This is a genomic window from Exilispira thermophila (genome assembly GCF_055389015.1).
This window is the reverse complement of sequence record NZ_AP042476.1, coordinates 1,765,936-1,791,011: the sequence shown is the minus strand read 5'-3', so window position 1 is coordinate 1,791,011 and position 25,076 is coordinate 1,765,936. Positions and strand designations below refer to the sequence as shown.

Annotated in this window: 19 protein-coding genes and 1 tRNA gene; 16 read left to right on the top strand and 4 right to left on the bottom strand. The window is 24.4% G+C overall.

What is annotated here, in order from left to right; translation table 11 throughout:
* Positions 1-115: 115 nt before the first annotated feature.
* From ACZ5EC_RS07545 to ACZ5EC_RS07510, 8 genes are all read left to right on the top strand, one after another.
* A complete protein-coding gene (locus ACZ5EC_RS07545) occupies positions 116-2,146 on the top strand; it encodes a urocanate hydratase (RefSeq protein WP_464301874.1) in 2,031 nt (676 codons plus the stop codon).
* 203 nt (positions 2,147-2,349) lie between these two features.
* Positions 2,350-2,979, top strand: a complete 630-nt coding sequence (locus ACZ5EC_RS07540; RefSeq protein ID WP_464301873.1) for a TetR/AcrR family transcriptional regulator — start codon at positions 2,350-2,352, stop codon at positions 2,977-2,979.
* Positions 2,980-2,991: 12 nt separating this feature from the next.
* Positions 2,992-4,053: an efflux RND transporter periplasmic adaptor subunit gene (locus tag ACZ5EC_RS07535; protein ID WP_464301872.1), complete on the top strand. Its 1,062-nt coding sequence runs from the start codon at positions 2,992-2,994 to the stop codon at positions 4,051-4,053.
* Positions 4,054-4,172: 119 nt separating this feature from the next.
* On the top strand, positions 4,173-7,385 hold the full coding sequence (locus ACZ5EC_RS07530; protein WP_464301871.1) for an efflux RND transporter permease subunit: 3,213 nt from the start codon (positions 4,173-4,175) through the stop codon (positions 7,383-7,385).
* A 118-nt stretch (positions 7,386-7,503) separates the two neighbouring features.
* Entirely contained in the window at positions 7,504-8,778 is a 1,275-nt protein-coding gene (locus ACZ5EC_RS07525) for a hypothetical protein (protein ID WP_464301870.1), read from the top strand.
* A gap of 97 nt (positions 8,779-8,875) precedes the next feature.
* Complete coding sequence (locus tag ACZ5EC_RS07520; RefSeq protein WP_464301869.1) at positions 8,876-10,486, top strand: TolC family protein; 1,611 nt, start codon at positions 8,876-8,878, stop codon at positions 10,484-10,486.
* A gap of 280 nt (positions 10,487-10,766) precedes the next feature.
* A complete protein-coding gene (gene fabG / locus ACZ5EC_RS07515; protein ID WP_464301868.1) occupies positions 10,767-11,501 on the top strand; it encodes a 3-oxoacyl-[acyl-carrier-protein] reductase in 735 nt (244 codons plus the stop codon).
* A gap of 344 nt (positions 11,502-11,845) precedes the next feature.
* A complete protein-coding gene (locus ACZ5EC_RS07510) occupies positions 11,846-12,379 on the top strand; it encodes a hypothetical protein (RefSeq protein ID WP_464301867.1) in 534 nt (177 codons plus the stop codon).
* A 124-nt stretch (positions 12,380-12,503) separates the two neighbouring features.
* Here the strand turns inward: ACZ5EC_RS07510 and ACZ5EC_RS07505 are convergent, their stop codons facing one another.
* Positions 12,504-13,415 (bottom strand): radical SAM protein, encoded by a 912-nt coding sequence (locus ACZ5EC_RS07505; RefSeq protein ID WP_464301866.1) that lies wholly within the window; start codon positions 13,413-13,415, stop codon positions 12,504-12,506.
* Between the two features lie 250 nt (positions 13,416-13,665).
* On the opposite strand from ACZ5EC_RS07505, the gene ACZ5EC_RS07500 reads away from it, so the two are divergent.
* Positions 13,666-14,883 (top strand): IS256 family transposase, encoded by a 1,218-nt coding sequence (locus tag ACZ5EC_RS07500; protein WP_464301865.1) that lies wholly within the window; start codon positions 13,666-13,668, stop codon positions 14,881-14,883.
* 226 nt (positions 14,884-15,109) lie between these two features.
* Positions 15,110-15,181: transfer RNA gene (locus ACZ5EC_RS07495), tRNA-Glu, on the top strand.
* A gap of 221 nt (positions 15,182-15,402) precedes the next feature.
* Here the strand turns inward: ACZ5EC_RS07495 and ACZ5EC_RS07490 are convergent.
* Positions 15,403-15,627: a glutaredoxin family protein gene (locus ACZ5EC_RS07490; protein WP_464301864.1), complete on the bottom strand. Its 225-nt coding sequence runs from the start codon at positions 15,625-15,627 to the stop codon at positions 15,403-15,405.
* Positions 15,628-15,897: 270 nt separating this feature from the next.
* Between ACZ5EC_RS07490 and ACZ5EC_RS07485 the strand changes: the two genes are divergently transcribed.
* Positions 15,898-16,314, top strand: coding sequence for a MarR family winged helix-turn-helix transcriptional regulator (locus ACZ5EC_RS07485; protein WP_464301863.1), 417 nt, complete (start codon positions 15,898-15,900; stop codon positions 16,312-16,314).
* 19 nt (positions 16,315-16,333) lie between these two features.
* Here ACZ5EC_RS07485 and ACZ5EC_RS07480 read toward each other — a convergent pair whose 3' ends face one another.
* Together ACZ5EC_RS07480 and ACZ5EC_RS07475 are read right to left on the bottom strand one after the other, a co-directional pair.
* Entirely contained in the window at positions 16,334-17,035 is a 702-nt protein-coding gene (locus tag ACZ5EC_RS07480) for a hypothetical protein (RefSeq protein ID WP_464301862.1), read from the bottom strand.
* A 67-nt stretch (positions 17,036-17,102) separates the two neighbouring features.
* Positions 17,103-19,388, bottom strand: coding sequence for a hypothetical protein (locus ACZ5EC_RS07475; RefSeq protein WP_464301861.1), 2,286 nt, complete (start codon positions 19,386-19,388; stop codon positions 17,103-17,105).
* A gap of 46 nt (positions 19,389-19,434) precedes the next feature.
* Here ACZ5EC_RS07475 and ACZ5EC_RS07470 point away from each other — a divergent pair, with 46 nt between their 5' ends.
* The 5 genes from ACZ5EC_RS07470 to ACZ5EC_RS07450 all read left to right on the top strand — a co-directional run bounded on the left by ACZ5EC_RS07470 (position 19,435) and on the right by ACZ5EC_RS07450 (position 25,048).
* Positions 19,435-20,142 (top strand): hypothetical protein, encoded by a 708-nt coding sequence (locus ACZ5EC_RS07470; RefSeq protein ID WP_464301860.1) that lies wholly within the window; start codon positions 19,435-19,437, stop codon positions 20,140-20,142.
* 457 nt (positions 20,143-20,599) lie between these two features.
* The gene (locus ACZ5EC_RS07465; RefSeq protein ID WP_464301859.1) at positions 20,600-21,817 is read left to right on the top strand and encodes an IS256 family transposase; all 1,218 of its coding nucleotides are present in this window, start codon (positions 20,600-20,602) and stop codon (positions 21,815-21,817) included.
* A 290-nt stretch (positions 21,818-22,107) separates the two neighbouring features.
* The gene (locus ACZ5EC_RS07460) at positions 22,108-23,109 is read left to right on the top strand and encodes an Rpn family recombination-promoting nuclease/putative transposase (protein ID WP_464301858.1); all 1,002 of its coding nucleotides are present in this window, start codon (positions 22,108-22,110) and stop codon (positions 23,107-23,109) included.
* Positions 23,110-24,091: 982 nt separating this feature from the next.
* The gene (locus ACZ5EC_RS07455; protein WP_464301857.1) at positions 24,092-24,727 is read left to right on the top strand and encodes a hypothetical protein; all 636 of its coding nucleotides are present in this window, start codon (positions 24,092-24,094) and stop codon (positions 24,725-24,727) included.
* A 15-nt stretch (positions 24,728-24,742) separates the two neighbouring features.
* Entirely contained in the window at positions 24,743-25,048 is a 306-nt protein-coding gene (locus tag ACZ5EC_RS07450; protein ID WP_464301856.1) for a hypothetical protein, read from the top strand.
* Positions 25,049-25,076: the final 28 nt, after the last annotated feature.

The following is a 25,076-nucleotide window of genomic DNA, read 5'->3' as shown; positions in this document are numbered from 1 at the left end:
TTGACTTATTTTTTTATATTTTTATTCTTTAATTGAAAAAAGTATTATTAAAGTATTTTTAATTAATTTTTGTAGAAATTTAAATTTGAAATAAAAATATTAAGAGGAGAAAAAGATGAGTAATGATGCTTATTCAATTCCTATCACATTTACTTTAGATGATGAACTTCCTGATTATCCTGAATTTATTAAAGGGATAAGAAGAGCTCCATCAAGAGGATTTTTTTTGAATGAATATCAAGCAAAAATAGCTTTGAAAAATGCATTAAGATATATTCCAGAAAAATATCATGAGAAACTTGCACCTGAATTTATGGAAGAACTTGTAACAAGAGGTAGAATATATGGATATAGATTTAGACCTTATGGGAATATTAAGGCTAAACCATATAATGAATATAAAGGGAAAACATTAGAAGGAAAAGCTTTACAGGTTATGATTGATAACAATCTTGATTTCGATGTTGCTTTATATCCATATGAGCTTGTTACATATGGAGAATCTGGACAGGTTATGCAAAATTGGATGCAATATAGATTAATAAAAAAATATCTTGAAAATATGACAGATGAACAAACCCTTGTTGTTCAATCAGGGCATCCATTGGGTCTTTTTCCTACATTTAAAGAAGCTCCACGTGTGATTTCAACCAATGGTTTGATGGTAGGAATGTTTGACAATCCTGAGGATTTTGCATTAGCTGCTGCAATGGGTGTTGCAAATTATGGACAGATGACTGCAGGCGGCTGGATGTATATCGGTCCTCAAGGGATTGTACATGGTACATATATAACATTACTTAATGCTGGAAGATTGTATTTAGGAATTCCTGAAGATAAAGACCTTTCTGGAGTTTTATATATATCTTCAGGTTTAGGAGGAATGAGTGGAGCACAGGCTAAAGCGGTAGAAATTGCAGGTGGAATTGGTATAATAGCAGAAGTTGATAAGTCAAGGATTGATACAAGATATGAACAGGGATGGGTGTCAAGAGTTTCTTCAAATTTAGAAGAAGTATTTAAATGGGTAGATGAAGCAAGAAAAAGTAAAAAATCTGTATCAATTGCATATCATGGTAATGTAGTGGATTTATGGAGATATGTTGTTGAGAATAATATAAAAGTGGAATTAGCATCTGATCAAACTTCATGTCATGCAGTTTATGAAGGGGGATATACACCATATCAAATAACTTTTGAAGAGGGAAGAAGATTACTTAAAGAAGATAGAGATAAATTTAAAAAGCTAGTAGATGAATCATTAAAAGAACAATTTAGATTGATTAAAATTATGAGTGAAAGAGGTACAGCATTCTGGGATTATGGTAATTCATTTATGAAAGCAGTTTTTGATGCAGGTGTTAAAGATATCTCAAAAAATAAAATTGATACTTCAGAAGGTTTTATTTTCCCATCATATGTTGAAAATATAATGGGACCAATTTGTTTTGATTATGGTTATGGACCATTTAGATGGGTTTGTTTATCAGGCAAAGAAGAAGATTTAGATGCAACTGATAAAACTGCAATGAAACATATAGATCCAAAAAGAAAAGCTCAAGATAGAGATAATTACCATTGGATCAAAGATGCAAAAAAGAATAAACTTGTAGTAGGTACAAAAGCTAGAATTTTATATGCAGATGCAGAAGAGAGGGTAACTATTGCTTTAGAATTTAATAAATTAGTTAGAGAAGGTAAAATTGGTCCTGTAATGCTTGGAAGGGATCATCATGATGTTTCTGGAACAGATTCACCTTTTAGAGAAACTGCAAATATAAAGGATGGAAGTAATGTGATGGCAGAAATGTCAATACATACATTTGCAGGTAATGCTGTAAGAGGAATGACTTTAGCAGTTTTATCAAATGGGGGTGGAGTTGGTGTTGGAAAATGCTTTAATGGTGGTTTTGGTCTTGTACTTGATGGAAGTGAAAGAGTTGATAATATTATTAAACATGCTTTAGAATGGGATGTAATGAGTGGTATTGCAAGAAGGTCCTGGGCAAGGAATCCAAATGCTATTGAAACTGCTCAAGATTGGAATGAAAAAAATAAAGGAAGAGGGCATTTAACAATGCCTTATGTTGCAAAAGATGAAATAATTGATAATGTAGTAAAAACTTATATGAAAAAAAATAGATAATATTAATATTTCCCACAAATACCTCCTAGAACCTCTCTGAAAATGTTTCAGGGAGGTTTTTTTGTTTTAAAAAGATTCAAAAGTATTAAAATTTTTTCATTTTAAACTTGACTTTTGTTATAAAACAAATTATTTATTATAAAAAGGAAACTAAAAAAACTATTATAGTTTCTTAAGTGTATGTTTTTAACAGGAAATATATTATGAAATCTATTGTAGATGAAAAAGAATTATTATTAAAAAAAAGAATACTTGAAGTTGCAAAAAAGTTATTTTTAAGATTTGGATTTTCAAGGGTTACTACTAAAGAGATTGCAGAAAATTTAGGGATAAGTAAAAAAACTTTATATAAATTTTATCCTAAAAAAGAGATACTAATTGAAGAGATTTTTATTTCTTTTAGAGAAGAAATACTTAATAAAATTGATGAGATATTAAATGATAAAAAAATAAATTTAATTGATAAAATTAAATTGATTATGAAAACAGCAGGAATAATGCTTTCAAAATTGGATAGGGAAGTTATAGAAGATCTAAAAAAATCATATCCAAAAATTGTAAAAAAACTTGAAAAATTTGAGGTTGATCAATTACTTCTTAAGATTGAGCAATTAATTTCTGAAGGGGTTGAAAAAGGATATTTTAAAAAATCTTTAAATACAAAAGTTTTAGTTAAATTTTATTTTGAATCAATAAAAAACTTTATATCTATTGAAAATTTAGAGTATATAAATATTCCTATCCAGGATTTTTTCGATTCAATTTTAATAATTCTATTTGAAGGTGCTTTATCAAGAGAATATCAAAAAGAATATTATGAGAAGAAATCATAGTAAGGGTTAAAAATGACCAAAAAAATGATAAAAATAAGTTTACCAATTTTTACAATTATTATAGCTGCTATTATTATTTTACTTTTAGTTCTTTTAAAAAATTCACAAAAAGTAGAGTCTAAAAAAGAAATATTGATTCCTGTAAAAATTATTAAACCAATTAAAGGGAATTTACAAAAGATATATAGAATTTCTGGTTATATTGAATCAGAAAATATGGTGACGGTTTTACCAAAGATCTCTGGTACTCTTCTTTCATTGAATTTTGATGTTGGGGATTTTGTTAAGAAAGGGGATATAATAGGAGAAATTGATTCTGAACCTTATCTTTTAACTATGAAACAAGCAGAATCTGCTTATCTTTCTGCTAAATCCACCTATGAAAGAATTGATAAATTATATAAATCTAAAGCAACAAGTAAGCAAAATTATGAACAGGCGAAATCTCAATATGAAGCATATAAATCCCAATATGAACTTGCAAAATTAAATTATGAATATACAAAAATAAAAGCTCCAATTGATGGGGTTGTAATTGAAAAACATTCTTCAGTTGGTTCATTGGTTGCACCTCAAATTCCAATAATGACAATTGCGAACCTTAATAAATTAGTTGTAAAAGCAAAAATTCCAGAAAAGTATTATTATCTGTTTCTTAAAAAAGAAAAATCTTTTAAAATATGGATTGATATCCCTGCTCTTAACAAAAAAAATATAAAAGTTTTATTAAAAACAATATCCCCTTACATTTCTCCAGATACTAAAAATTTTTCTGTTAAATGTATTATTCCTGAGAAAATTGAAGGGTTAAGTCCAGGGATGTTCATATATATAAGTTTTGTGCTTGATGAAAAAGATAATATTTACTATTTGCCATTTGAAACACTGGTGTCTGAAAAATATTTATGGTATGTAGATGAAAATAAACTGGCTAAACGGATAACTTTTATTCCATTGTTTTACAATGATAAATATTTTGAAATTGATGAAAAATATAAAAATTTAAATTTTATTATTGATGGGCAACATTTTTTAAAAGAGAATCAGAAAGTAAAAATATTAAATGAAAAATAAATAATTAAACAATAAAATAAATAATAAAACAAAATAAATAATAAAACAATAATTTGTAAAATAATAATTTGTAAAATAATAATTAATTTCTAAAAGAGTAATTAATAATTGGGAATAGTATGAAAATATCCGATTTTGCAATAAATCACCATGTAATAATAACCATTTTTCTTATTGCAGCATTAATTTTTGGATTAATAACTTTTTCATCTATGAAACAGGAGATGTTTTCAGATGTTGGTATGCCTTCTGTAATGATAATAACTGCTTATCCTGGTGTTGGCCCATATGATGTTGAAAAGGATGTTACAAATTTAATTGAAGAATCAGTTTCAGAACTACCTGGAATTAAAAATATTACCTCCTCTTCTGTTAATTCTCTTTCTGTTGTTGAGATACAGTTTGATTGGGGAACTAATATTGATCAAAAATTACCTGAATTGAGAGAAAGGATAAACAAGATACTTGAAGATTTACCTGATGGAATAGAGGGAATACCAACTATTTTGAAAATGAGTTCAAATTCATTACCTATGATGACTGTTGTAATTAAAAGCCCTTTAGATAGAGAATCATTAACAGAATTTGTTAAAAAACAGGTTATTCCCCAGTTAATTCGTATAACAGGTGTTGCTAAGATTGATATTAGAGGGGGAATGGAAAAAGTACTCAATATCAAATTACATGTTGATCTATTAGAATCTAAAAATGTTTCTGTTTTAGATTTATTTCAAGTTTTACAATATAACAATATATCATTACCAGCAGGTTCTATTATTTTTAAAGGTAATGAAATAAACTTAAGAACAATGGGTGATTTTAATTCTATTGATGAGATAAAAAATCTTGTAATAGGATATAAAGATGGTTCCTTTATAAGAATAAAAGATGTAGCAGATGTTAAGCTTTCTTACAAAAAAGTTGATAACTATACTGAAGCATTTGGTAAATCAATAGTTGTTTTAGATATTATGAAACAGCAGGATAAAGATACAATTAAAATTGCTAATGAAATAAAAAATAGATTTAGAAAAATAGAAAAGGATTACAATAACATAGTTACTTTTAATCCAATAGCAGACCAGTCTGCAGATATAAAACTTGCTATTAAATCTGTATCCAATTCTGCATTACAGGGATTTGTATTAGCTGTATTGATCCTTTTTATATTTTTAAGAAATATTAGAGCTACTTTAATTATTTCTGTTTCAATTCCTCTATCAATTCTTTTTACATTTATTGCAATGAAAATAGCAGGGATGTCAATTAATTTAATGACAGTTGGAGGGTTAACTGTTGGTATTGGGATGATAGTTGATGCATCAATTGTAGTTTTAGAGAATGTTTATAAAATTTTTGATAAAACAAAGAATAGCAAAATTGCATCTTCGGTTGGTACTTCAGAAGTAGGAGGAGCAATTATTGCTTCTACCTCTACATCTTTAGCAGTATTTATCCCTATAGCTTTTGTTAAGGGTTTTGCAGGTATTGTTTTAAAAGATATTGCTTATACAGTAATTTTTGCTTTATCTTCTTCTTTACTTGTTGCTATTGTAGTTGTTCCCTATCTTACTTCACTTTTTTTAAGAGAAAACAAACATATTCATAAAATTAATTTCTTTAAAAAGTTTTCAAATAGTGTTGGTAAATTAATTGATTCATTAACAAATGCTTATAGAAAAAGTTTAAGTTTTGCTTTAGAGAATAGGATCTTTATTTTTGTTTTAGCAATTTCAGTTCTTGTAATAAGTTTTTTTATATTTAATATAATGGGTTTTGAATTTTTATCAGAAACAGATATGAATGAGATTCAAATGACAGTTCATACTCCAGCAGGTTATACATTAGAACAGACAAAAGAAAAAATAAATCAAATAGAAGATATAATTAAAAAAGAAGTTCCAGAAGTTGAAAATCTTGTTTTTTATATTGGGCTTGCTGATAGTTTTGGTATTATGAAAAGTTCAAATGTTGCAAGTGGTAGAATTAGATTAATAAAAAATAAAAACAGGAAAAGATCTGTTTTTGAGATTATGGACCTTTTAAGAAACAAAATTAGAAATCAGGTTCCTGATGTAGATATTTCAATTATAAATGGTGGTCTTGGAGCACTGGCTGCAATTGCAACAGGTGGTGAAGGATTTATGATTGAAGTTTATGGTAATGATTTTAATAAGGTCTATGATTCTGCAAAAATGATAGAAAAAATGCTTGACGAGGAGTCATTAGTTGAAAAGACAGAGCTTGATGTTAAATTTGATAGACAAGAAATGGTTGCTGACCTTTTATTAGATTATATGGGAAATTTAGGGGTTTCTTCTTATGAAGCTGCTCTAACTTCGAGAATTCTTTTTCATGGGATGAAAGTTGGCAAATATAGAACTTCAAGCAATAATTACAATATTTTTGTTGATTCCGATGTTGCAGATCAACCTGTAACAGAGGATGTATTAAACAGGATCTCTTTAAAATCTCAATCAGGAAAATTTATCTCCTTTGCAAATATTGCTGATTTTAAATTAAAAGAATCTGCATCAGTTCTTCACCATAAAAATAAACAAAAATCTATTATTATTACAGCTTATTTAAAGAAAAATGATTTTAGAGCCATACAAAAGAGCTTTATCCCTAAATTAAATCAACTTTCTTTACCGATTGGTGTAAACTGGGAAATAGCAGGTCAGGCAAAAGAGATGGCTGATTCATTCAAATCCCTATTTTATGCTTTATTAATAGCTATTTTTTTAGTTTATATGGTAATGGTAATACAGTTTGAAAGATTTACACAACCCTTAATTGTAATGCTTTCTATCCCTTTTACAATTATTGGTGTTGCACTTGGGTTAATTCTTTTTGGTTCAACTTTATCAATAGTTTCATTTTTAGGAATTATAATGCTTGCAGGGCTTGTAGTAAACAATGCAATTGTAATGATAGATTATATGAACCTTTTAAGAGATAAATATAAAAAACCACTTGTTGAAGCTATTATAGAGGGTGGTAGTTCAAGACTAAGGCCAATTTTAATGACAACATTAACAACTATTTTAGGTGTAATTCCAATGGCTCTAAGTCTTGGTGAGGGTTCTGAAATATTTGCACCTTTAGGGCAATCTGTTGCTGGTGGTCTTATAACTTCTACATTAATAACATTATATGTTGTTCCATCTCTTTATTATACTCTTGAAAAAGGGAGATTGAAAAAGAGGTATAATAAAGAAAATAAAAAAATATTTATTGATAAAAAGGGATTTGATGATAAAAATGAGGATTTTAAAAATGAGGTGGAAATATTAAATATTAAAGACCTGGAAAAATACAATGAAAATTAATTATTTTTAAATCTATCAGGTAAATAAACAAAAAAAATTAAATATAAAATAAATAAAAAAAACTTAAATAAAAAAAAATAAATAAAAATAAAAATTAAATAAAAATAAGGGTCAAGATATGAAAAAAAGAAATAGTTTTTTTTACAAAATAAATGGAAAAAAAAGATTATTAAAAGTGTTATTTGCTACAATTATAATTTTTGTTATCTTATTTTTTTCAGGTTGTTCAGTTGTTTTTAGAGCTTCTTTAAATGGGACATTTGTTGATAAAGATGATGAGAATGGGATAAATGATGCTACAGTTTTAATTTACACAAATGAGGATGATTTTAATACTGATTGGAGTACTTTACAAAATGATTCAACATCTATTAATTCCCTTTCTAATTATTATGATATAACTACCACTCAGACTGAGGGTAATGAAGATGGTCATTTTTCTTTTTCTGGAATTGTATGGAAAAATCTATTTCCAGAATTTGGAAAAGATGCTGATAGAATTGAAGTTTATTTTATTTTCTGGCATGAGGATTATGAACCACAAACATATAAAACTTACATAACTTCTGATACTACAAATAGTTTACCACCAGTAAAAGGGACAAAAGCAAAAGATTATGCAACAATTAAAGGGACAGTTGTAGATGCAAATACAAATGAAGGTGTTGCAAATGTAAATGTAAGGATTTATGTCCCAACAGATTGGAGTTATGATACAAGTGGTAATGTTGATACATCTACATTGAAATTTAGTAATGAGGCTGATTATAATTTAGTTACCGATGATAATGGACAGTTTTCACAGAAAATAGCATTTAAAAAGAATCCAGATAGTAATGGAATAAATAAGGTCGTTATAAGATTAACATTTGAAAGGAATAACTATAAAATAGATCCTTCTTCTGATGATAGTGGAGATGATAATTTAAAAAATGATGCTGATATGGATGGTGATGGTAATAATGATGTGTATTATCAAACAGGAGAAATTTCCCCTGATACAACAGTTGTTTTAAATAATGTACCTATTAAAAGAACCCACTTTACTGAAACTGTTGATGGCGTTGTTGAAACAGGGGGAACAGGAGTAAATGGTTTGACAGTTAAAATTTGGGTTAATATTGATACTTCTAATCCACCAGATTATGACAATGTAGATCCTGATTATGTAACAAAAACTGAAACAAGGGCAATAGGGGATGGAAGTAAAACAGAAGATGGTTATTTTTCTTTTGATAATATATCATGGGATGATGAAGATTATACTGGAAATCAAAGTCATATAGATTGTCATATAAGATACGATGATCCTTTAAATTCAAATCAAATTGATGATATAGACATTACAGTGTATTCAGATTCAAATAATTTTTTTGATTTAACAGATCAATAAACAACACTTTAAAGTTTAATAATCCTTTTATAAAATAAAATAATAATAGAAAAATTATTAAATAATAAAAAAATAAAGACATTAACCAGGATTTTTTATGAAAAAAAAAGAATTTGAAAATAAATTATTTATCATTAAAAATATTAATAAAATAAAAATGCAAATTAATTCAAAAAGGTTAAATTTTGTCTTTTTATTATTTGCTTTGTTATTAGTCCTTTTATTTTTTAATGAGCCTTTATTTAGTTTGAAGCTATATGCTCAGGATAACAATAAAAATAGTAATGGTAATAATACTAATAATACTAATAATACTAATAATACTAATAATACTAATAATACCTCTACAAATAAAACAAACATAAATAATGATTTTGTTTTTGATTCATTAGATCAATTAATAGATTTTTCTTTAAAAAATAACAAAGATATTAAAAATTTGATTTTAGACCTTAAAAAAGCTGAAATTGACCTTAAACTTGCAAAAGCAAAAAAGTTTCCAAAGATTGACCTTAATGTAACTTTGACTTATATTGGAAATCCAATTGGACCTATTTCGATTTCACAGGGTAGTTTAGGTACATATCCAACTGCAAATGGAGATATTTTAATTCCACCAAATGATGTACTTGTTTATAAAGGTATGGAAAACACAATGTATCAATTTTCTTTAAGAATAGACCAACCCATTTTTACCTGGGGAAAAATCGACAATGGTATCAAAATATATGAAAAAGCAGTTGAACTTGCAAAATTAAAAATCAAAGATAAAGAAAATGAGATAAGAACAAGAATAAGTATTTATTACTATTCAATATTTTTTATGAATAAAATTATTGAAAATATAACAAATCAAAAAGAATATACTGCAAGGATTTTAAAAATTGTAAATGATAGTTATGAAAATGGTTTTATAACTGAAGGTGAGTTTTTAAAAACTAAAATTTCTACAAAAGAGATAGAACTTGGTGCTATGGAACTTGAAAATCAACTTAAAACATTGATGAATTCGATGAAAATACAACTTGGGTTAAATCTTGACTGCAATTTAAAACTAAATTTTAAAGATATTTATTTTGATAAAAATAACTTTAAATTTCAAAAAATTAATTTTGAGAATTTAGATATATTAAAGCAAAAAGCGTTAAAAAATAATATTCAATTTAAACAACTTGAATTTTTAAAATTTATAAATGATTTGCAGGTGAAGATAAATGAAGCATCTTCATATTTTAAACCTGATATTGGATTAAGGTTTGAATTATCATATTCTGGACCAAGGTTTCCATTTGTTGAAACAGGGTGGTATGGAAATGATGATTATAATTTTACATTTTCACTGGCATTTGTATCGCTGATATTTGATAAGGGGCAAAAAAAAGGGGAAATTGAGCAGAGTAAAAAAGAATTGGAAAAAGTACTTATTAATTTTGAACTTGCAAAGCAAATGTTAATGGACAAAATTGAAAAGACTTATAACTATCTTGGCCTGAATTTGGATAAGATAGAATATTATAGTATAAAGATTTCAAATGATAAAATTAATGTTAAAGAGAAAAAAATAATATTTGAAGGTGGTTCAGGCAGTGAAGTTGATTATTTGAAAGCAAAACTTGATCTGGAATCTGAATGGATTAATTTATATAAGGAACTAATTAATTATTATACCAATGTATTTACATTAAAAGCAATTATAAATGATTTTTAGAAGTAGATTAAATTTAGTAAAATCCATAGTAATTTTATACAAAAAAGTGTTTTACATTCACTAAACTTTGAAAAGACAATAAATATTTTGTTTATGGAGGGAAAGAGGGAAAAGATGAAAGATTAAAAATTTTAAAAAAAATTAATATATTTAAAAAAATCAAAAAATTTAAAAATAATTTAAAAATAATAAAAATAGAAAAAAATAAATATGTTGAAAAAAATAAATAAAATGTTAATTGATTAAACATACAATCAATAAAAATATTCAGGAGAAAGTAATGAGATTGAAAAATAAAGTTATATTAATAACTGGTGCAAGTTCAGGTATAGGAAAAGCTACAGCTTTTTTATTTGCTAAAGAGGGTGCTATTGTTTATGCAGGAGGAACAAATCCAAATAAACTTGAAAATCTTGAAAAACAAAAAGGGGATTTAAATATTATTCCAGTAAAATTAAATGTTACTGATAGAGAAAATATAAAAGAAGTTGTTACAAAGATTATTGAAAAACATTCAAAAATTGATGTTTTGATTAATAATGCAGGGATTACAGCTGATAACCTTTTAATTAGAATGAAAGAGGAGCAGTGGGATAAAGTAATAGATATAAATTTAAAAGGTGTTTTTAATGTAACTCAAGCAGTGGTTCCTTATATGCTTAAACAAAAAAATGGTGTTGTTTTATCAACTACTTCTGTTATTGGACTTTATGGTAATGCTGGTCAGACAAATTATGCAGCAGCAAAAGCTGGAATTATTGCTATGACCTATTCATGGGCAAAAGAATATGGTAAGAAGGGGATTAGATTTAATGCAGTAGCTCCAGGATTTATTGAAACAGATATGACTGAAAAACTTCCTGAAGCAGCTAAAAATTCAATGCTTTCAATGATCCCTTTACAAAGAGCTGGAACATCTGATGATGTTGCAAAAGTATTCTTATTTTTAGCATCAGATGATTCTTCTTATATTACAGGTGAAGTTATAACAGTAAGTGGTGGATTAAAATTTTAGTTTTCTATTAAATTGAAATTTGATATAAATAAATTTATTTAAGTTTTAAATTGTTTTCATTTTTTAATTAATCTTTATTGATTTTTTATTTTAATGTTTTAATTTACTTATAGTATATTTTATAAAAATACATCTTTATATATTAATGTGTTAGTATACTTTTATTTTGAAATTTTAAATTAAGTGTTTTATTATAATTTTTATTTTTGTAATAATTTTTGTTTTAAAATAGTTTCTATTTTTATTATATTTTTTATTATATTAAAATAAATGTTTTTATGAATATTTTAAAAATATGCAAGGAATTTTGTTAAAAAATTTATTATAAAATAATGGGGAATTATATGAAAAGAAAATTTGTTTTTTTTATTTTTTTAGTAGTGTTTTTAATTGGAAGTATAAATATAGTATTTTCTCAAAGTGAAGACAAAACTAAAGTTAAAATGATTGGTACTATTGGAGTCTACCTTTTTGACCCTTATGCAGTTGTTGACCAAACAGCTGAAAAATATGCAATGTCAAATTTACAGGATTATTTATATGTTAACAAGATCAAAAGCTATTATTTTGGGAAAGCAACTTTTTTAAGTGCAAGTTCTTTAGGGAAAGCAAAAGGTGTTAAATATATATTACAGGTAAGAGCATTTTTAAATAGTAAATCTAAAGAAACAAATGGATATGGTGCATCATTTGATTCTGAGCTTAAACTTTTTAAAATTAATGATGAAAAAGAACTTTTTTCAGTTAGAGATACAGGAGAATCGTCAGGATCTCTTTCTGAAATGATTGCTAATGCATATGCTTTATCTGAAGCATCAATTAATGCTGCAAAAAAAATTCTTGGTGATCTTATTAAAATTTTACAGAGTAAAGAATAATATAAAAAAAATAAATGAATTCTATTTTTAAAATATTTATGTTTAATTAAATTATTTACTGTAAAGTTCTAACAATAAAATTTTTAAACAATATTAATAATATTGCTAATATTATTAAGGGTTATTATAAATCCTGGATATAAACATTTTCAAGACCTAAATCAATAGCATAATTTACAATTTCTTCATATTCATCAGATGTTAATTTTGTTGAAAGATTTTTATATTTAAAAGCATTGAAAGCTGGAAAGTATTGAGACATTAAAGATATATATATTTTTTTTGAAATTTTAGAGATTTCTTTTAAAACAAGTTTGGAGTTATCAATCTCTCCAGGTAGTATAAGGTGTCTTATAATTATCCCTTTTTTTAAAATACCATTTTCAGTTGTAAAAGTTTCACCAATTTTATCAAAAAGGACTTTGAAACTTTTAATAGAATAAAAAAAATAATTATTAATTCTGGAATATAAAATAGATTTACTATTATGAAAATATTTTATATCAAAAAGAAAAATATCAATGAAGTTTGTTAAAATATCTATAATTTCAGGTTTCTCATAACCTGATGTATTATAAGCAATTGGAATGCTTAATCCCATTTTTGATGCTAATAATATGGCTTTTAATATAGAAGGTGAAAAATGGGTAGGAGTAACAAGATTAATATTATGAGCTTTTTTATTTTGTAATTTAATCATAATTTCAGCAAGATTAGCAATGTTAAAATAATTTCCGTAATTATATTGGGAAATAGGATAATTTTGACAAAAAATACAGGATAGAGGGCAACCTGAAAAAAATATTGTCCCTGAACCATTTTTTCCTGAAATAGGTGGTTCTTCTCCAAAATGTAGATTGAAAGATGCTATTTTTACTTTATAAGATTCTTTACATGCGCCTTTGTTTGAAATAAATCTATTGATAGAACAATTTAGAGGACACAAAGAGCAATTTATATAATTTTTAAATAATTTATTTGCAATTTCATTTAGTTTAAGATAGTTATTTATTAAATAGGCAGGTTTAAAAGTCATATGAAAAATAAAGCATATTATATAAAAAATTCAAATTTTGTATAAATTATTTTAATTTAAAAACTATAATACTTTTATTAATTTAAAATCTAAAATATTTTTAAAAATAAATAAAATAAAAATATGATTCATGATATAAACAAAAGTGTGTAAAAGGCAGAATAAGTTTGCTTAAAGCAAGTAAATAAAAAATATTGCCTCCCGATGAAAAAATATGTATAAAAAAAACAAATCATCAGGAGGCAAAAACATGAAAAACTTAGGTAAAGAATTAGTGAAATTTTTAGAAAGTCAAGGGGTTTTAGAAGAATTTATTAAAAATCCTGATAAAACAAAAGAATTAATGTTATCTATATTAAAATATGGATATGAAAGTTTAATGACAAATGAAATAGATACTGTTTTAGGTTTTAAAAAATATGATAGAGAAACAGAAAAAGAAAATTACAGAAATGGTAAAAGATACAGAGATTTAGACACGAGTCATGGAAAAATTATCAACTTAGAAGTACCAAGAGCAAGGAATGGTTTTTATCCTGCAATATTGGAAAGATATAAGAGAAGACTTGAAAATATAGATGATACAATAATAAAATTGTATGCAAAAGGATTATCTACAGAAGATATATCAGAACATATAAAAGATATATATGGGATGAAATATAGTAAAGAAACGATATCGAATATAACGGAGAAAGTAAAAAAAGATATAGAAGGATTTAAAAACAGGAAATTAGAAGAAAGTTATTATGTAATATTTATAGATGCAATGCATGTAAACATAAGGAGAGATACGGTATCCAAAGAAGCAATCTATTTTTTATTAGGAGTAAATGTAAAAGGGAAAAGAGAGATATTAGGATTTTACATAAATCCAACAGAGAGTTCAAGCTTTTACAATGAAATATTTGAAGATATAAAAACAAGAGGAGTAAAAAAAGTATTGTTGTTTGTAACAGATGGATTAAGTGGAATAGAAGAAGTAATAAGCAACAATTTTCCTAAATCAAAGATACAAAGATGTATATATCATTTAAGCAGGAACATATCAACAAGAGTAAGGGTAAGAGATAGAGGAGAAATATTATTGGATTTTAAAAAAGTCTATAGTCAAACTAGGAAAGAAGAAGCACTAGTTTATTTTGAACAATTTAAAATAAAATGGGGAAGGAAGTATAAGAAGTTAGTTAAAGATTTAGAAGAAGTATTGGATTATATGTTAACATTTTATGAATTTCCAGAGAGTATAAGGAAACAGATCTATACAACAAACTGGATAGAGAGATTAAATGAAGAAGTAAGGAAAAGAATAAAAGGGAAGAATAGTTTTCCAACAGTTGAATCAGCAGAGAAACTATTATTTTTAATATTAAAAGATTATGAAAATAGATGGGAAGAAAGAATATTAAGGGGGTTTGGTCAGGCAAAATATGAGCTTGACTTAATGCTAAAAAAAATTTATGGTTAATGTCAATATTTTCATCGGGAGGCGAAATTAGTTATAATTCTAGAATTATAACTAATTTACACACTATTATTGACATAACCATATGAAAAAAACATTAAAATAAATTTAAAAAACTAAAATATATCTATAAAAAGAAAAGAAAATCATAAAATTTTTGAATTTTTGCAAAAAAATAGTTGACAAAGATTAAAAAAAATATTAAATAGTTTTTGCAAGCGAAAGGGATGGCCCATTCGTCTAGTGGTTAGGACACAGGGTTTTCAACCCTGCAGCGGGGGTTCGATTCCCCCATGGGCTAATTATTTTGTTTATAAGCCCCCCATTGATATACATTTTAAGGGATGGTCAATACCATCCCCTTTTTTTTTACAACCAAATTATAATAATTAATAAAAAAAATAGGCTATCCTTTAATTTATAGGACAGCCTTAATCTTTTATTAATAAAATAATTTTTTAATTTAAATTAAAATTATTAAAAAAAATATTCATTATTACTATTTTTGAATTTTTTCTAAGGTTATCTTAAATATCTTTTGAGTTTTGCTCTATCAAAACCTAAAACAATTTTACCATTAATATCTGTTACAGGTACTCCTGTTTGCCCTGATTTTCTAACCATTTCTGCAGCCCATGATTTGTTTTTTGTAACATCAAGTTCTCTAAATGGGATCCTTCTTTTTCGCAAAAAGTCTTTAACCATTCTACAGTAAGGACAATTTGGAGTGGTATAAACTAAAATCATTTTTCCTCCTTAGATTTTTTATAAAATAGAAATTACTATCTTTTTTGTATATGTTATTAATACCTATTTTAAAAAATAATAAAAATAGAGAAAATTGACAATAACAATTATTGATAATAGAAAAAGTTACTATAAATAATAATTGACTTAATAAACATTTTAATTAAACTATTTTATGTATAAATTTTTTGCAAATATAAAAGGTAGTTCTGAAATTATTTTATTATTTTTTATATAAAAAAATAATCATATTAAAAAAAAGGAGATAAAGTGGAACAAATAATAAAGAAGTTTGATGAATTTTTTGAGATATATAAAGAGTTTAAAATTGAATATTCTAAATGTGTTGGATTAACTCCAGCTGAATGCAATTTTATAAGTCTTGTTCCTGAAAAAGGAATATCTATGAAAGAACTTTCAAAAAAGTTGCACTTATCACCCTCAAGAACAACTAGAATTGCTGATGCTCTTGAAGCTAAGGAATTGATTAAAAGAGAATCAAATACTGAAGATAGAAGATCATTTTATGTTTTTTTAACTAAACAAGGGGAAAAAATTTGCATGGAAGAAAATAAAATGTGTGCAAATTTTGATATTACTTTTAGAAAATATTTCAATGAAGAGGATGAAAAAAAATTCTTAGAATATATTAGTCAATTCATAAAAGTTATAAAAATTAATTATTAAAACTTTAATATTTTAAATTTTACTTAATTTCAACTATGGAACATTTTTCACCAAAGTTATTTTCAAGAATTTTAGGATTATTTGGATCAAGAATCTCTTTCTCATAATCAATTATAAATCTATATCCATAAATTCCAGGTCTTAGTGTTAAACTTATGGTCCAGGTGTTTCCTTCTTTCTCTAAAGGTAATTGATACGGATCCCATTTGTTAAAATCACCATAAATATAAATGGACCTTGCTGAAATATCATTTAACCAGAAAACAACTTTATATCCATCTTCGATTATTGGAGATTTTTGAAAAAATATCATTTTAGTGGGAATATGTAAAAGTGAAAGAGGATGGTCATAAACATCTCTTGTAATATCTTTATTATTTGGATCTAAAATCCAGAAATTATCAACATTATACTTATAACTATAATCCCCTTTGTTAATTCCTTCAGTGTAAAAATAATACCATACATCAAAATATGATCTTTTCATTTTTAGCATTCTTTCCCAATTTACAAAAGAACCTGATAAATATACATTAAATCCTTTTCCTTTATAAGTAAAAAGAATGCCATTTTTATAAATAATTGGTAATGAAGATTCTTTTAAATGAAGGAGTTTTTTTTCATCTAAAATTTTATTTCTTGAATCTATAGTAAAATTAAAAAAAGTTAAACTTATTATGATTATAACTAAAAATATTAATGATAGTTTTTTGAAATTCATTTTTCTAAAACCTTTTTATAATAATTCCAATCTATAATATAAATCGGTTATTAAAAGAAAACTTAAGTTATTCCTGGCTTAAAAAGTCTCCAATTTTAATCTCTTCTTCTTTATAAACAATAACACCTTTGCCAAAACCATTTGAAAATTCTATAATTCTTATAGAGCCAATATATTTGTATATATTGTTTGATAATGAATATATTTTCAAAATATCATCAATTTTTAAGTCAATATTTTCACTTGTAGAAAAAAGTATATAATTTCCAAAAGTCTGTAAAACTCTTCCTACAGTTTTTATAGTCTCTTCTGTAACCTCTTTTTTAGTTTCTAATGGTTTTGCATTTTTTAATTGAGAATCAATTTTTGTTAATAGATCAATAATTTTTGTTGTATATGAAGATTCAGGATATGTTTTTAATATATCAAACAGTTTTTCTTTACTATTTTGAAGCTGACCAAGTTTAAAAATTTCATATGCTTCATTATATTGTTTTTCAACTATTTTATCAATATTTAAAATTTTTATTTTATTAATAAGTTCATCTTCTATTGATATAACTTTTTGAAAATTAAAAAGGTCATTTTTATCTGAAAGAAATTGTTGTATTTGAATTAAGGCTTCTTCATAATTATTGTTTTGTAATAGTGGATCTATAGAATTTATGACCTGGGAACTACTTTTTTCAATTTCAAGAAAATCAATTTTACTAAAATTTGTTAAAGCAGAATTTTCTTTTCCTGTTAAAACAGAATATTTTGTAAATGCTTCTATATAATTTTGATAAGCTTTATTAAAGTCTCTTCTTTTTAGTAAATCATTAGCTTTTTGAAATAATAAATTTTTGGAAACTGTGTCTTTACTCGAATTTATATAAAAGTCAATTGTTTGCATTAATTGGTTGGAAATTAATTTGTTATTTAATAGTTCCTCTTTTGTTAAAACAACAATTTCTTTGCTATTTTCTAAAAAATCAATTAGTTTTTCTAATTTTAATTTAGCATCATTATACTTTTTGTTTTTTAAATGTTCATAAATTTTTTCATAATATTCATTAATGAATTTAACAACTCTAATCTTTTCATCAGCTAAAGTTTGCATTTTTTGAATTTCTTTAGCAAGTTCAGCTTGTTTTTGTTGTTGCTTGGCAATTTGTGCTTCAAGGCTTTCCTTTTCTTTTTGTATTTTTGAAATTTCCTGAGATTTTTCTGTTAATTCTTTTTGAAATGATAAAGCTTGAGATTTTAATTCTACTTCTTTTTCATTTAATTTCTTTAAATATTCATCTTTAACTTTTTGAATCTCAGCTGATACTTTTTGTTTTTCAAGATTATATTCTTGATTTATCTGGTTAATCCTTTGATTATATTCTTCTTCAGATATTCCTTGCTGAGCTAATAAAGCTTTTTCCCGTTCAAGTTTTTTTTGATATTCTTCATATAATTTTTTTTCTTTTTCTTTTAAAATTTTATCCTGGTTTTTTAAAAATTCCTCTTTTTCAGCTTTAATTTGATTTAATTGGCTTTGAACATTTTTTAATTGATTTTCTAATGCTTGTTTTTCCTGTTCTTGTTTTCTCTGTAATTCTTTTATAATAATGGATTCTAAAGTTCCAGATGATGTTACCTCAGTTATAATTTTATTTCTCTCTTTTAAACTATTTGAGTAAATAAGTGCAAAGGCAGCTGATGTAGTCAATATTAATCCTGCATATAATAAAATAATTTTACTAAAAAAAGATTTAACTTTTTTTAAAGATTCTTTAGCTCTTTTATCATAATCTTTGATTTTTATATTATCTATAATTTTTTCAATTTCATCATAAATCTCATTTTTTCTTTCTTCATCCACTGTATCAGTTGTTTGTTGTTCTTTATTAGAAATTGAAGTTTGACTCTCTTTAACTTTACTTTTTACCTGTTTTAATTGAGATTTTTCAAATTTTGAAATTATTTTTTTTGAAGAAATTATTTTATTAAGATAATCCAGATCAAATTTCTTTATTTCGTAATTATTTGCAACGATATTGGGCAAAGATATTATAAAAAATAATTTATTTTTATGAAATAATAATCCAGAAATATAAGGATGAATTTTTGAAAAAAACTTTATATGTTGATCATTTACATTAATTATTTTTAGTGATTTAGAAATTACAAAGTGTTTATCAACTAATGATGAAGATATAGAAAAATATTTGTTTTTATTATAACTACTATCAAATAAAGAATGCAGATCAAAAATTTTATCTTTATTAAGTTTTAAATTTTTTTCAATAGAAATAACTTTTGATTTAAGGATTGCAAAATCAATATTGTTAATTGAAAAAGCTATAAAAGATTTTGATTTCAAAATATCACCCTTTGACTTTTATAATATTTTTTTTATATTTTTTTTTATGAATAAGAAAATTGTTTTATTTTTTTTTATTTTACTTTTTATTTTCAATTTTTCATGTAAAAACATTAATTTATTTGTTAAACCATCGACTACTGATAATATACAAATATCATACAAATATTTAGATTATAATGAAATAAAAAATTTATATAATATTAATACTACTTTTTATATTTTATCGTTAGAATTTATAAAAAACAAAACATATTCTAAATTTTATAATTATTTAACATTTTATGATATCAAACCTTTTAATAAAATTAAATCTAAAACAAAGTATTATTTAAATTATTTACATCTTGAAATAAAATTATTAAATTTAACAAATCAAAATGAAAGTAATATTGATAATAATTCTATAAATAATTTAGATGATGAAACCAAAATAAATGATAAGGGTAATGATACTTATAATAATGATTATGAAAAAAATCTTATTAACCGTAATTCAATTTACATTATAAAAAATGATTTTTTTTATAAACCTTTAAATGGAAGTCAGATTGAAATGTTATTAGTTGGACAAAAAAATTTTATTAATAAAAAATTTATAAATAATTTAATAGAACAAAATAGTAAAGCAACAATAAAATTTAACAATAGCATTGTTATTGACCTTTTGTTTTTATCCAATAGTAATTTTGATATTAGTGGTGCAAAGTTAATAATTGAAATTAATGGGAAAATTTTAGATTTTGATTTATGAAGATTTCATAACAATCCGTTTTGTTAATAATAAAATTGAAATTATTGAGATATTTAAAAAATAGGTAATTATATATCATAATTGAAATTTTTCTCCTTAATGTAGTTATGTAATTTAATAATTTAATGATTTTTAAACATTAACTATAAATCATTATTTAATCTTTTAAGTCTTTGACAACTACAATCCAGTCGAAAAATTTCAATTATGATATATATAGTTTTTATTTATTAAATCAACAATAATAATTTCTAATTTTATTATTAACTGCACAAACCTCGTAAAAACATATTTATCTTTTAAGTCTTTGACAACTACAATCCAGTCGAAAAATTTCATGCTATAAATAAAAGTGTGTAAAAGAGAGAATAAGTTTGCTTAAAGCAAATAAATAAAAAATATTGCCTCCCGATGAAAAAAATATGTACAAAAAAACAAACCATCAGGAGGCAAAAAAATGAACAATTTAGGTAAAGAATTAGCTAAATTTTTAGAAAGTCAAGGGGTTTTAGAAGAATTTATTAAAAATCCTGATAAAACAAAAGAATTAATGTTATCTATATTAAAATATGGATATGAAAGTTTAATGACAAATGAAATAGATACTGTATTAGGATTTAAAAAATATGATAGAGAAACAGAAAAAGAAAATTACAGAAATGGTAAAAGGTACAGAGATTTAGACACAAGTCATGGAAAAATTATTAACTTAGAAGTACCAAGAGCAAGGAATGGTTTTTATCCTGCAATATTGGAAAGATATAAGAGAAGACTTGAAAATATAGATGATACAATAATAAAATTGTATGCAAAAGGATTATCTACAGCTGATATATCAGAACATATAAAAGATATATATGGGATGAAATATAGTAAAGAAACGATATCGAATATAACGGAGAAAGTAAAAAAAGATATAGAAGGATTTAAAAACAGGAAATTAGAAGAAAGTTATTATGTAATATTTATAGATGCAATGCATGTAAACATAAGGAGAGATACGGTATCCAAAGAAGCAATCTATTTTTTATTAGGAGTAAATGTAAAAGGGAAAAGAGAGATATTAGGATTTTACATAAATCCAACAGAGAGTTCAAGCTTTTACAATGAAATATTTGAAGATATAAAAACAAGAGGAGTAAAAAAAGTATTGTTGTTTGTAACAGATGGATTAAGTGGAATAGAAGAAGTAATAAGCAACAATTTCCCAAAATCAAAAATACAAAGATGTATATATCATTTAAGCAGGAACATATCAACAAGAGTAAGGGTAAGAGATAGAGGAGAAATATTATTGGATTTTAAAAAAGTCTATAGTCAAACTAGGAAAGAAGAAGCACTAGTTTATTTTGAACAATTTAAAATAAAATGGGGAAGGAAGTATAAGAAGTTAGTTAATGATTTAGAAGAAGTATTGGATTATATGTTAACATTTTATGAATTTCCAGAAAGCATAAGAAAACAGATCTATACAACAAACTGGATAGAAAGGTTGAATGAAGAAGTAAGGAAAAGAATAAAAGGGAAGAATAGTTTTCCAACAGTTGAATCAGCAGAGAAACTATTATTTTTAATATTAAAAGATTATGAAAATAGATGGGAAGAAAGAATATTAAGGGGGTTTGGTCAGGCAAAATATGAGCTTGACTTAATGCTAAAAAAAATTTATGGTTAATGTCAATATTTTCATCGGGAGGCGAAATTAGTTATAATTCTAGAATTATAACTAATTTACACATTTTTATTGACATAACCAAAAATTTTTTTTCAATTAGGATATATATGTTTTTAATTATTTAATAAAAATATAACAATTTCAATTTTATTATTAACTTCACTAACCACGGAAATAAAATTTTTTCATTTCTGAAACTTTTTTGAATATTTTCTTGTCTATAAATAATAAAAGACAAAAAAATAATATACAGGAATAATAAAAAAGAATAATAAATGGAGATATATTTTATGAAAGAACTATATCATAACTTTATTAAACATCCGCATGATACTTTCTTTAAAATTGTTTTTAAAAATAGTAATAATGCTAAAGATTTTATTAATATCATATTACCTGATAATATCAAAAAATATATTAACATCAATAACCTAAAAGTTGTTAACTCTTCTTACATTACAAAAGAATTTAAAAATAGATTCGCTGACCTTGTTTTTGAAACCAATCTAATTAACTCCAAACATAATATTAACATATACTTCCTTTTTGAACATAAATCTTATAAAGATAATGCTATCTTTATTCAACTATTACGATATATGTTGGTTAAATGGGAACATGATTTTCAAAATAACAAAGATTTATCTTTAATATTACCTGTTGTATTTTATCATGGTAAAAGTAAATGGGATATTGATACAGAATTTATAAATAATTTTAAAATAGATAAAGAGATTAAAAATAATTTTAAAAACTATTTACTAAATTTTAAATATTTATTTTTTAATGATAGTAAGAATAAATTAAGTTATAAAGTGATGAATTATAATAGATACTTGAAATTAGCCCTAGATGTATTAAAATATAAAGCAGAAGAAGATATGAAATTAATATCCAGGATACTTGAAGAATTAGCTAAAGAGATAGAGAATAGAGATATAAAAAATGTATTTTATGTATATATATTGTCAATATTGAAAAGTGAAGATAGAGAAATGGTGATAAAAAAACTTGAAGAGAAGGAGAGCAAGATGCCATCAATTTTAGAATCATTGATAAAAGAAGGTGAAATAAAAGGGAAAACAGAAGGATTAAAAGAAGGAACACTAAAAGGACAAATACTTGATAAACAACAGGTTTTAATTAAACAGATAGAATTAAAATTTGGAATAACCAATGATGAAAAGCAAGTTATATTAAATTGTTTTGATAGAGATAAGCTTGAAAGGGGAATTGAAAAAATTCTTTTTGTTAATAATAAAATTGAAATTATTGAGATATTTAAAAAATAAGAAATAGATTCTATCATTATTAAAATTTTTCTCATTAGATCAGTTATGTAATTCTTTTAATTTAACCTTTTTAAACATTAATAAAAAATAAAAAATATTATCTTTTTAGCCTTTGGCAACTGACATCCACTCGAAAAATTTTAATAATGATAGACACATTAATTTTAATTATTTAATAAAATACAATAATTTCAATTTTATTTTTAACTTCACCAACCACATAAAAATATATTTATCTTTTAAGTCTTTGACAACTACAATCCAGTCGAAAAATTTCAATTATGATATATATATAGTTTTAATTTTATTTAATCATATAAAATAATTTCTAATTTTATTATTAACTGCACCCACCACGGGAAATGATATATTCTCTTTTTAGTTTTTAACAACTGAAATCCATTCAAAAAATTTCAATTAGTATATATATCAAACTTAAATTATTTTAATTAAATATAATAATTTCAAATTTTATTATTAACTTCACCAACCACTGGAAATGATATATTCTGTTAAGCCTTTGGCAACTGAAATTCGCTCAAAAAATTTTAATAATGATAGACATATAACTCTAATTTATTTTAATTAAATATTTAAAAATACAATATTATCAAATTTATTATTAACTACATCTACAACAAAATCATTATATTTCTTTAATTTTTGTAAATGACAATCATTCAAAAATTTGCTGTAACTGAATAAGCAAAAGATCAATATCTTTCCTTTACCTTTAAATGTAATTTATACAAAATATATTTTTTTATTGAGAAAATTAAAAAAAATATTAAAATAAATATAGTTTAGTTTGTTTGTATTTATTTAAATTTAATTTTCTTTAATATTTTTTGAATTGTCTTGATAGTTATATGAATTAAAAAATTATAAGTATTAAAAAAATTTATTTTAATATTATTATATTCATAAAAAATTTATAAAATTTAAATTGTAATTAAATACCTTAATGGTTAGAGGTAAAACTATGTTTAAAAATAAAAATATCAAATTAATAATTGCAGTTATGTTAATTACAATTGTCCTGTTACCTTTAAAATTATCAGGAGTTATATCATACACAGTTTTTGCTGATGAAAATGATGAGGTTGTTACACCCTGGAATTATTATAAATTTAATGGCAATAACTTTGCTACAGAAATGATGCAATTAATGGAGAATGACAGGGACACTATCACTCCTGGTAGTGGCTGTCGTTGGGATTCTGGGAATATTAGGGATTTGGAACATTATCTTAAAATCTTATGTAATGCACCTGAAATGCAACTAGATTATAAGCCAAAAAGGGATAAAAAAGGATTCATTAATGATGAAGGATATATGCTTACAAGAGAATGGTTAACTGACCTTCTTTATGTTTATGTACACGCTTGGAGAGATGTAGAAAAACATGACAAAAAAACACCCTACGGACAGTTGTTTAAAGATCCAGATACTGTAATTGATGAGTATTTGAACAATAAAACATTCTTTCCGAAATTTCTTATTAACACAAAATTAAAAGACGACCTTATTTGGGTATACGCATCTATGGCAGAAGCACAATTTTATAAATTTTTGAATGTGCTTAAAAAGAATAATAGAAACTTTGAAGCAGAATAAGTTAAAAAAGAAAACATGGTTATTATAGATAAATTATATTTATACCCCGCAAATTATTTCTACTCTGATATTAAAGATGAGGATGAAAGAAGAAAAAAATGGCTACTTACTGTGGGAGGTAAAGATAAAGTTAGAGATTTTTATATGGAAATGGTAACAATATGCTACGCTAATTACAGCAAAAGTAATGATTACAAATTTGAAAAAGATGTTAAATTAATATTTGATACTTGGACTTCTATTTGGAATGGAAAATATGAAGGAAGAGAAAAAAATACCTATAAAAGACTTTATAAAAGATTATACGAAAAAAATAATTAAAATAATTTTTTATTCAATTCAATTAATT

What these genes read in the sequence shown, in the direction of transcription:
- ACZ5EC_RS07545 (WP_464301874.1), top strand. Translation starts at nt 116, where the DNA reads ATGAGTAATGATGCTTATTCAATTCCTATCACATTTACTTTAGATGAT.
- ACZ5EC_RS07540 (WP_464301873.1), top strand. Translation starts at nt 2,350, where the DNA reads ATGAAATCTATTGTAGATGAAAAAGAATTATTATTAAAAAAAAGAATA.
- ACZ5EC_RS07535 (WP_464301872.1), top strand. Translation starts at nt 2,992, where the DNA reads ATGACCAAAAAAATGATAAAAATAAGTTTACCAATTTTTACAATTATT.
- ACZ5EC_RS07530 (WP_464301871.1), top strand. Translation starts at nt 4,173, where the DNA reads ATGAAAATATCCGATTTTGCAATAAATCACCATGTAATAATAACCATT.
- ACZ5EC_RS07525 (WP_464301870.1), top strand. Translation starts at nt 7,504, where the DNA reads ATGAAAAAAAGAAATAGTTTTTTTTACAAAATAAATGGAAAAAAAAGA.
- ACZ5EC_RS07520 (WP_464301869.1), top strand. Translation starts at nt 8,876, where the DNA reads ATGAAAAAAAAAGAATTTGAAAATAAATTATTTATCATTAAAAATATT.
- fabG (WP_464301868.1), top strand. Translation starts at nt 10,767, where the DNA reads ATGAGATTGAAAAATAAAGTTATATTAATAACTGGTGCAAGTTCAGGT.
- ACZ5EC_RS07510 (WP_464301867.1), top strand. Translation starts at nt 11,846, where the DNA reads ATGAAAAGAAAATTTGTTTTTTTTATTTTTTTAGTAGTGTTTTTAATT.
- ACZ5EC_RS07505 (WP_464301866.1), bottom strand. Translation starts at nt 13,415, where the DNA reads ATGACTTTTAAACCTGCCTATTTAATAAATAACTATCTTAAACTAAAT.
- ACZ5EC_RS07500 (WP_464301865.1), top strand. Translation starts at nt 13,666, where the DNA reads ATGAAAAACTTAGGTAAAGAATTAGTGAAATTTTTAGAAAGTCAAGGG.
- ACZ5EC_RS07490 (WP_464301864.1), bottom strand. Translation starts at nt 15,627, where the DNA reads ATGATTTTAGTTTATACCACTCCAAATTGTCCTTACTGTAGAATGGTT.
- ACZ5EC_RS07480 (WP_464301862.1), bottom strand. Translation starts at nt 17,035, where the DNA reads ATGAATTTCAAAAAACTATCATTAATATTTTTAGTTATAATCATAATA.
- ACZ5EC_RS07470 (WP_464301860.1), top strand. Translation starts at nt 19,435, where the DNA reads ATGAATAAGAAAATTGTTTTATTTTTTTTTATTTTACTTTTTATTTTC.
- ACZ5EC_RS07465 (WP_464301859.1), top strand. Translation starts at nt 20,600, where the DNA reads ATGAACAATTTAGGTAAAGAATTAGCTAAATTTTTAGAAAGTCAAGGG.
- ACZ5EC_RS07460 (WP_464301858.1), top strand. Translation starts at nt 22,108, where the DNA reads ATGAAAGAACTATATCATAACTTTATTAAACATCCGCATGATACTTTC.
- ACZ5EC_RS07455 (WP_464301857.1), top strand. Translation starts at nt 24,092, where the DNA reads ATGTTTAAAAATAAAAATATCAAATTAATAATTGCAGTTATGTTAATT.
- ACZ5EC_RS07450 (WP_464301856.1), top strand. Translation starts at nt 24,743, where the DNA reads ATGGTTATTATAGATAAATTATATTTATACCCCGCAAATTATTTCTAC.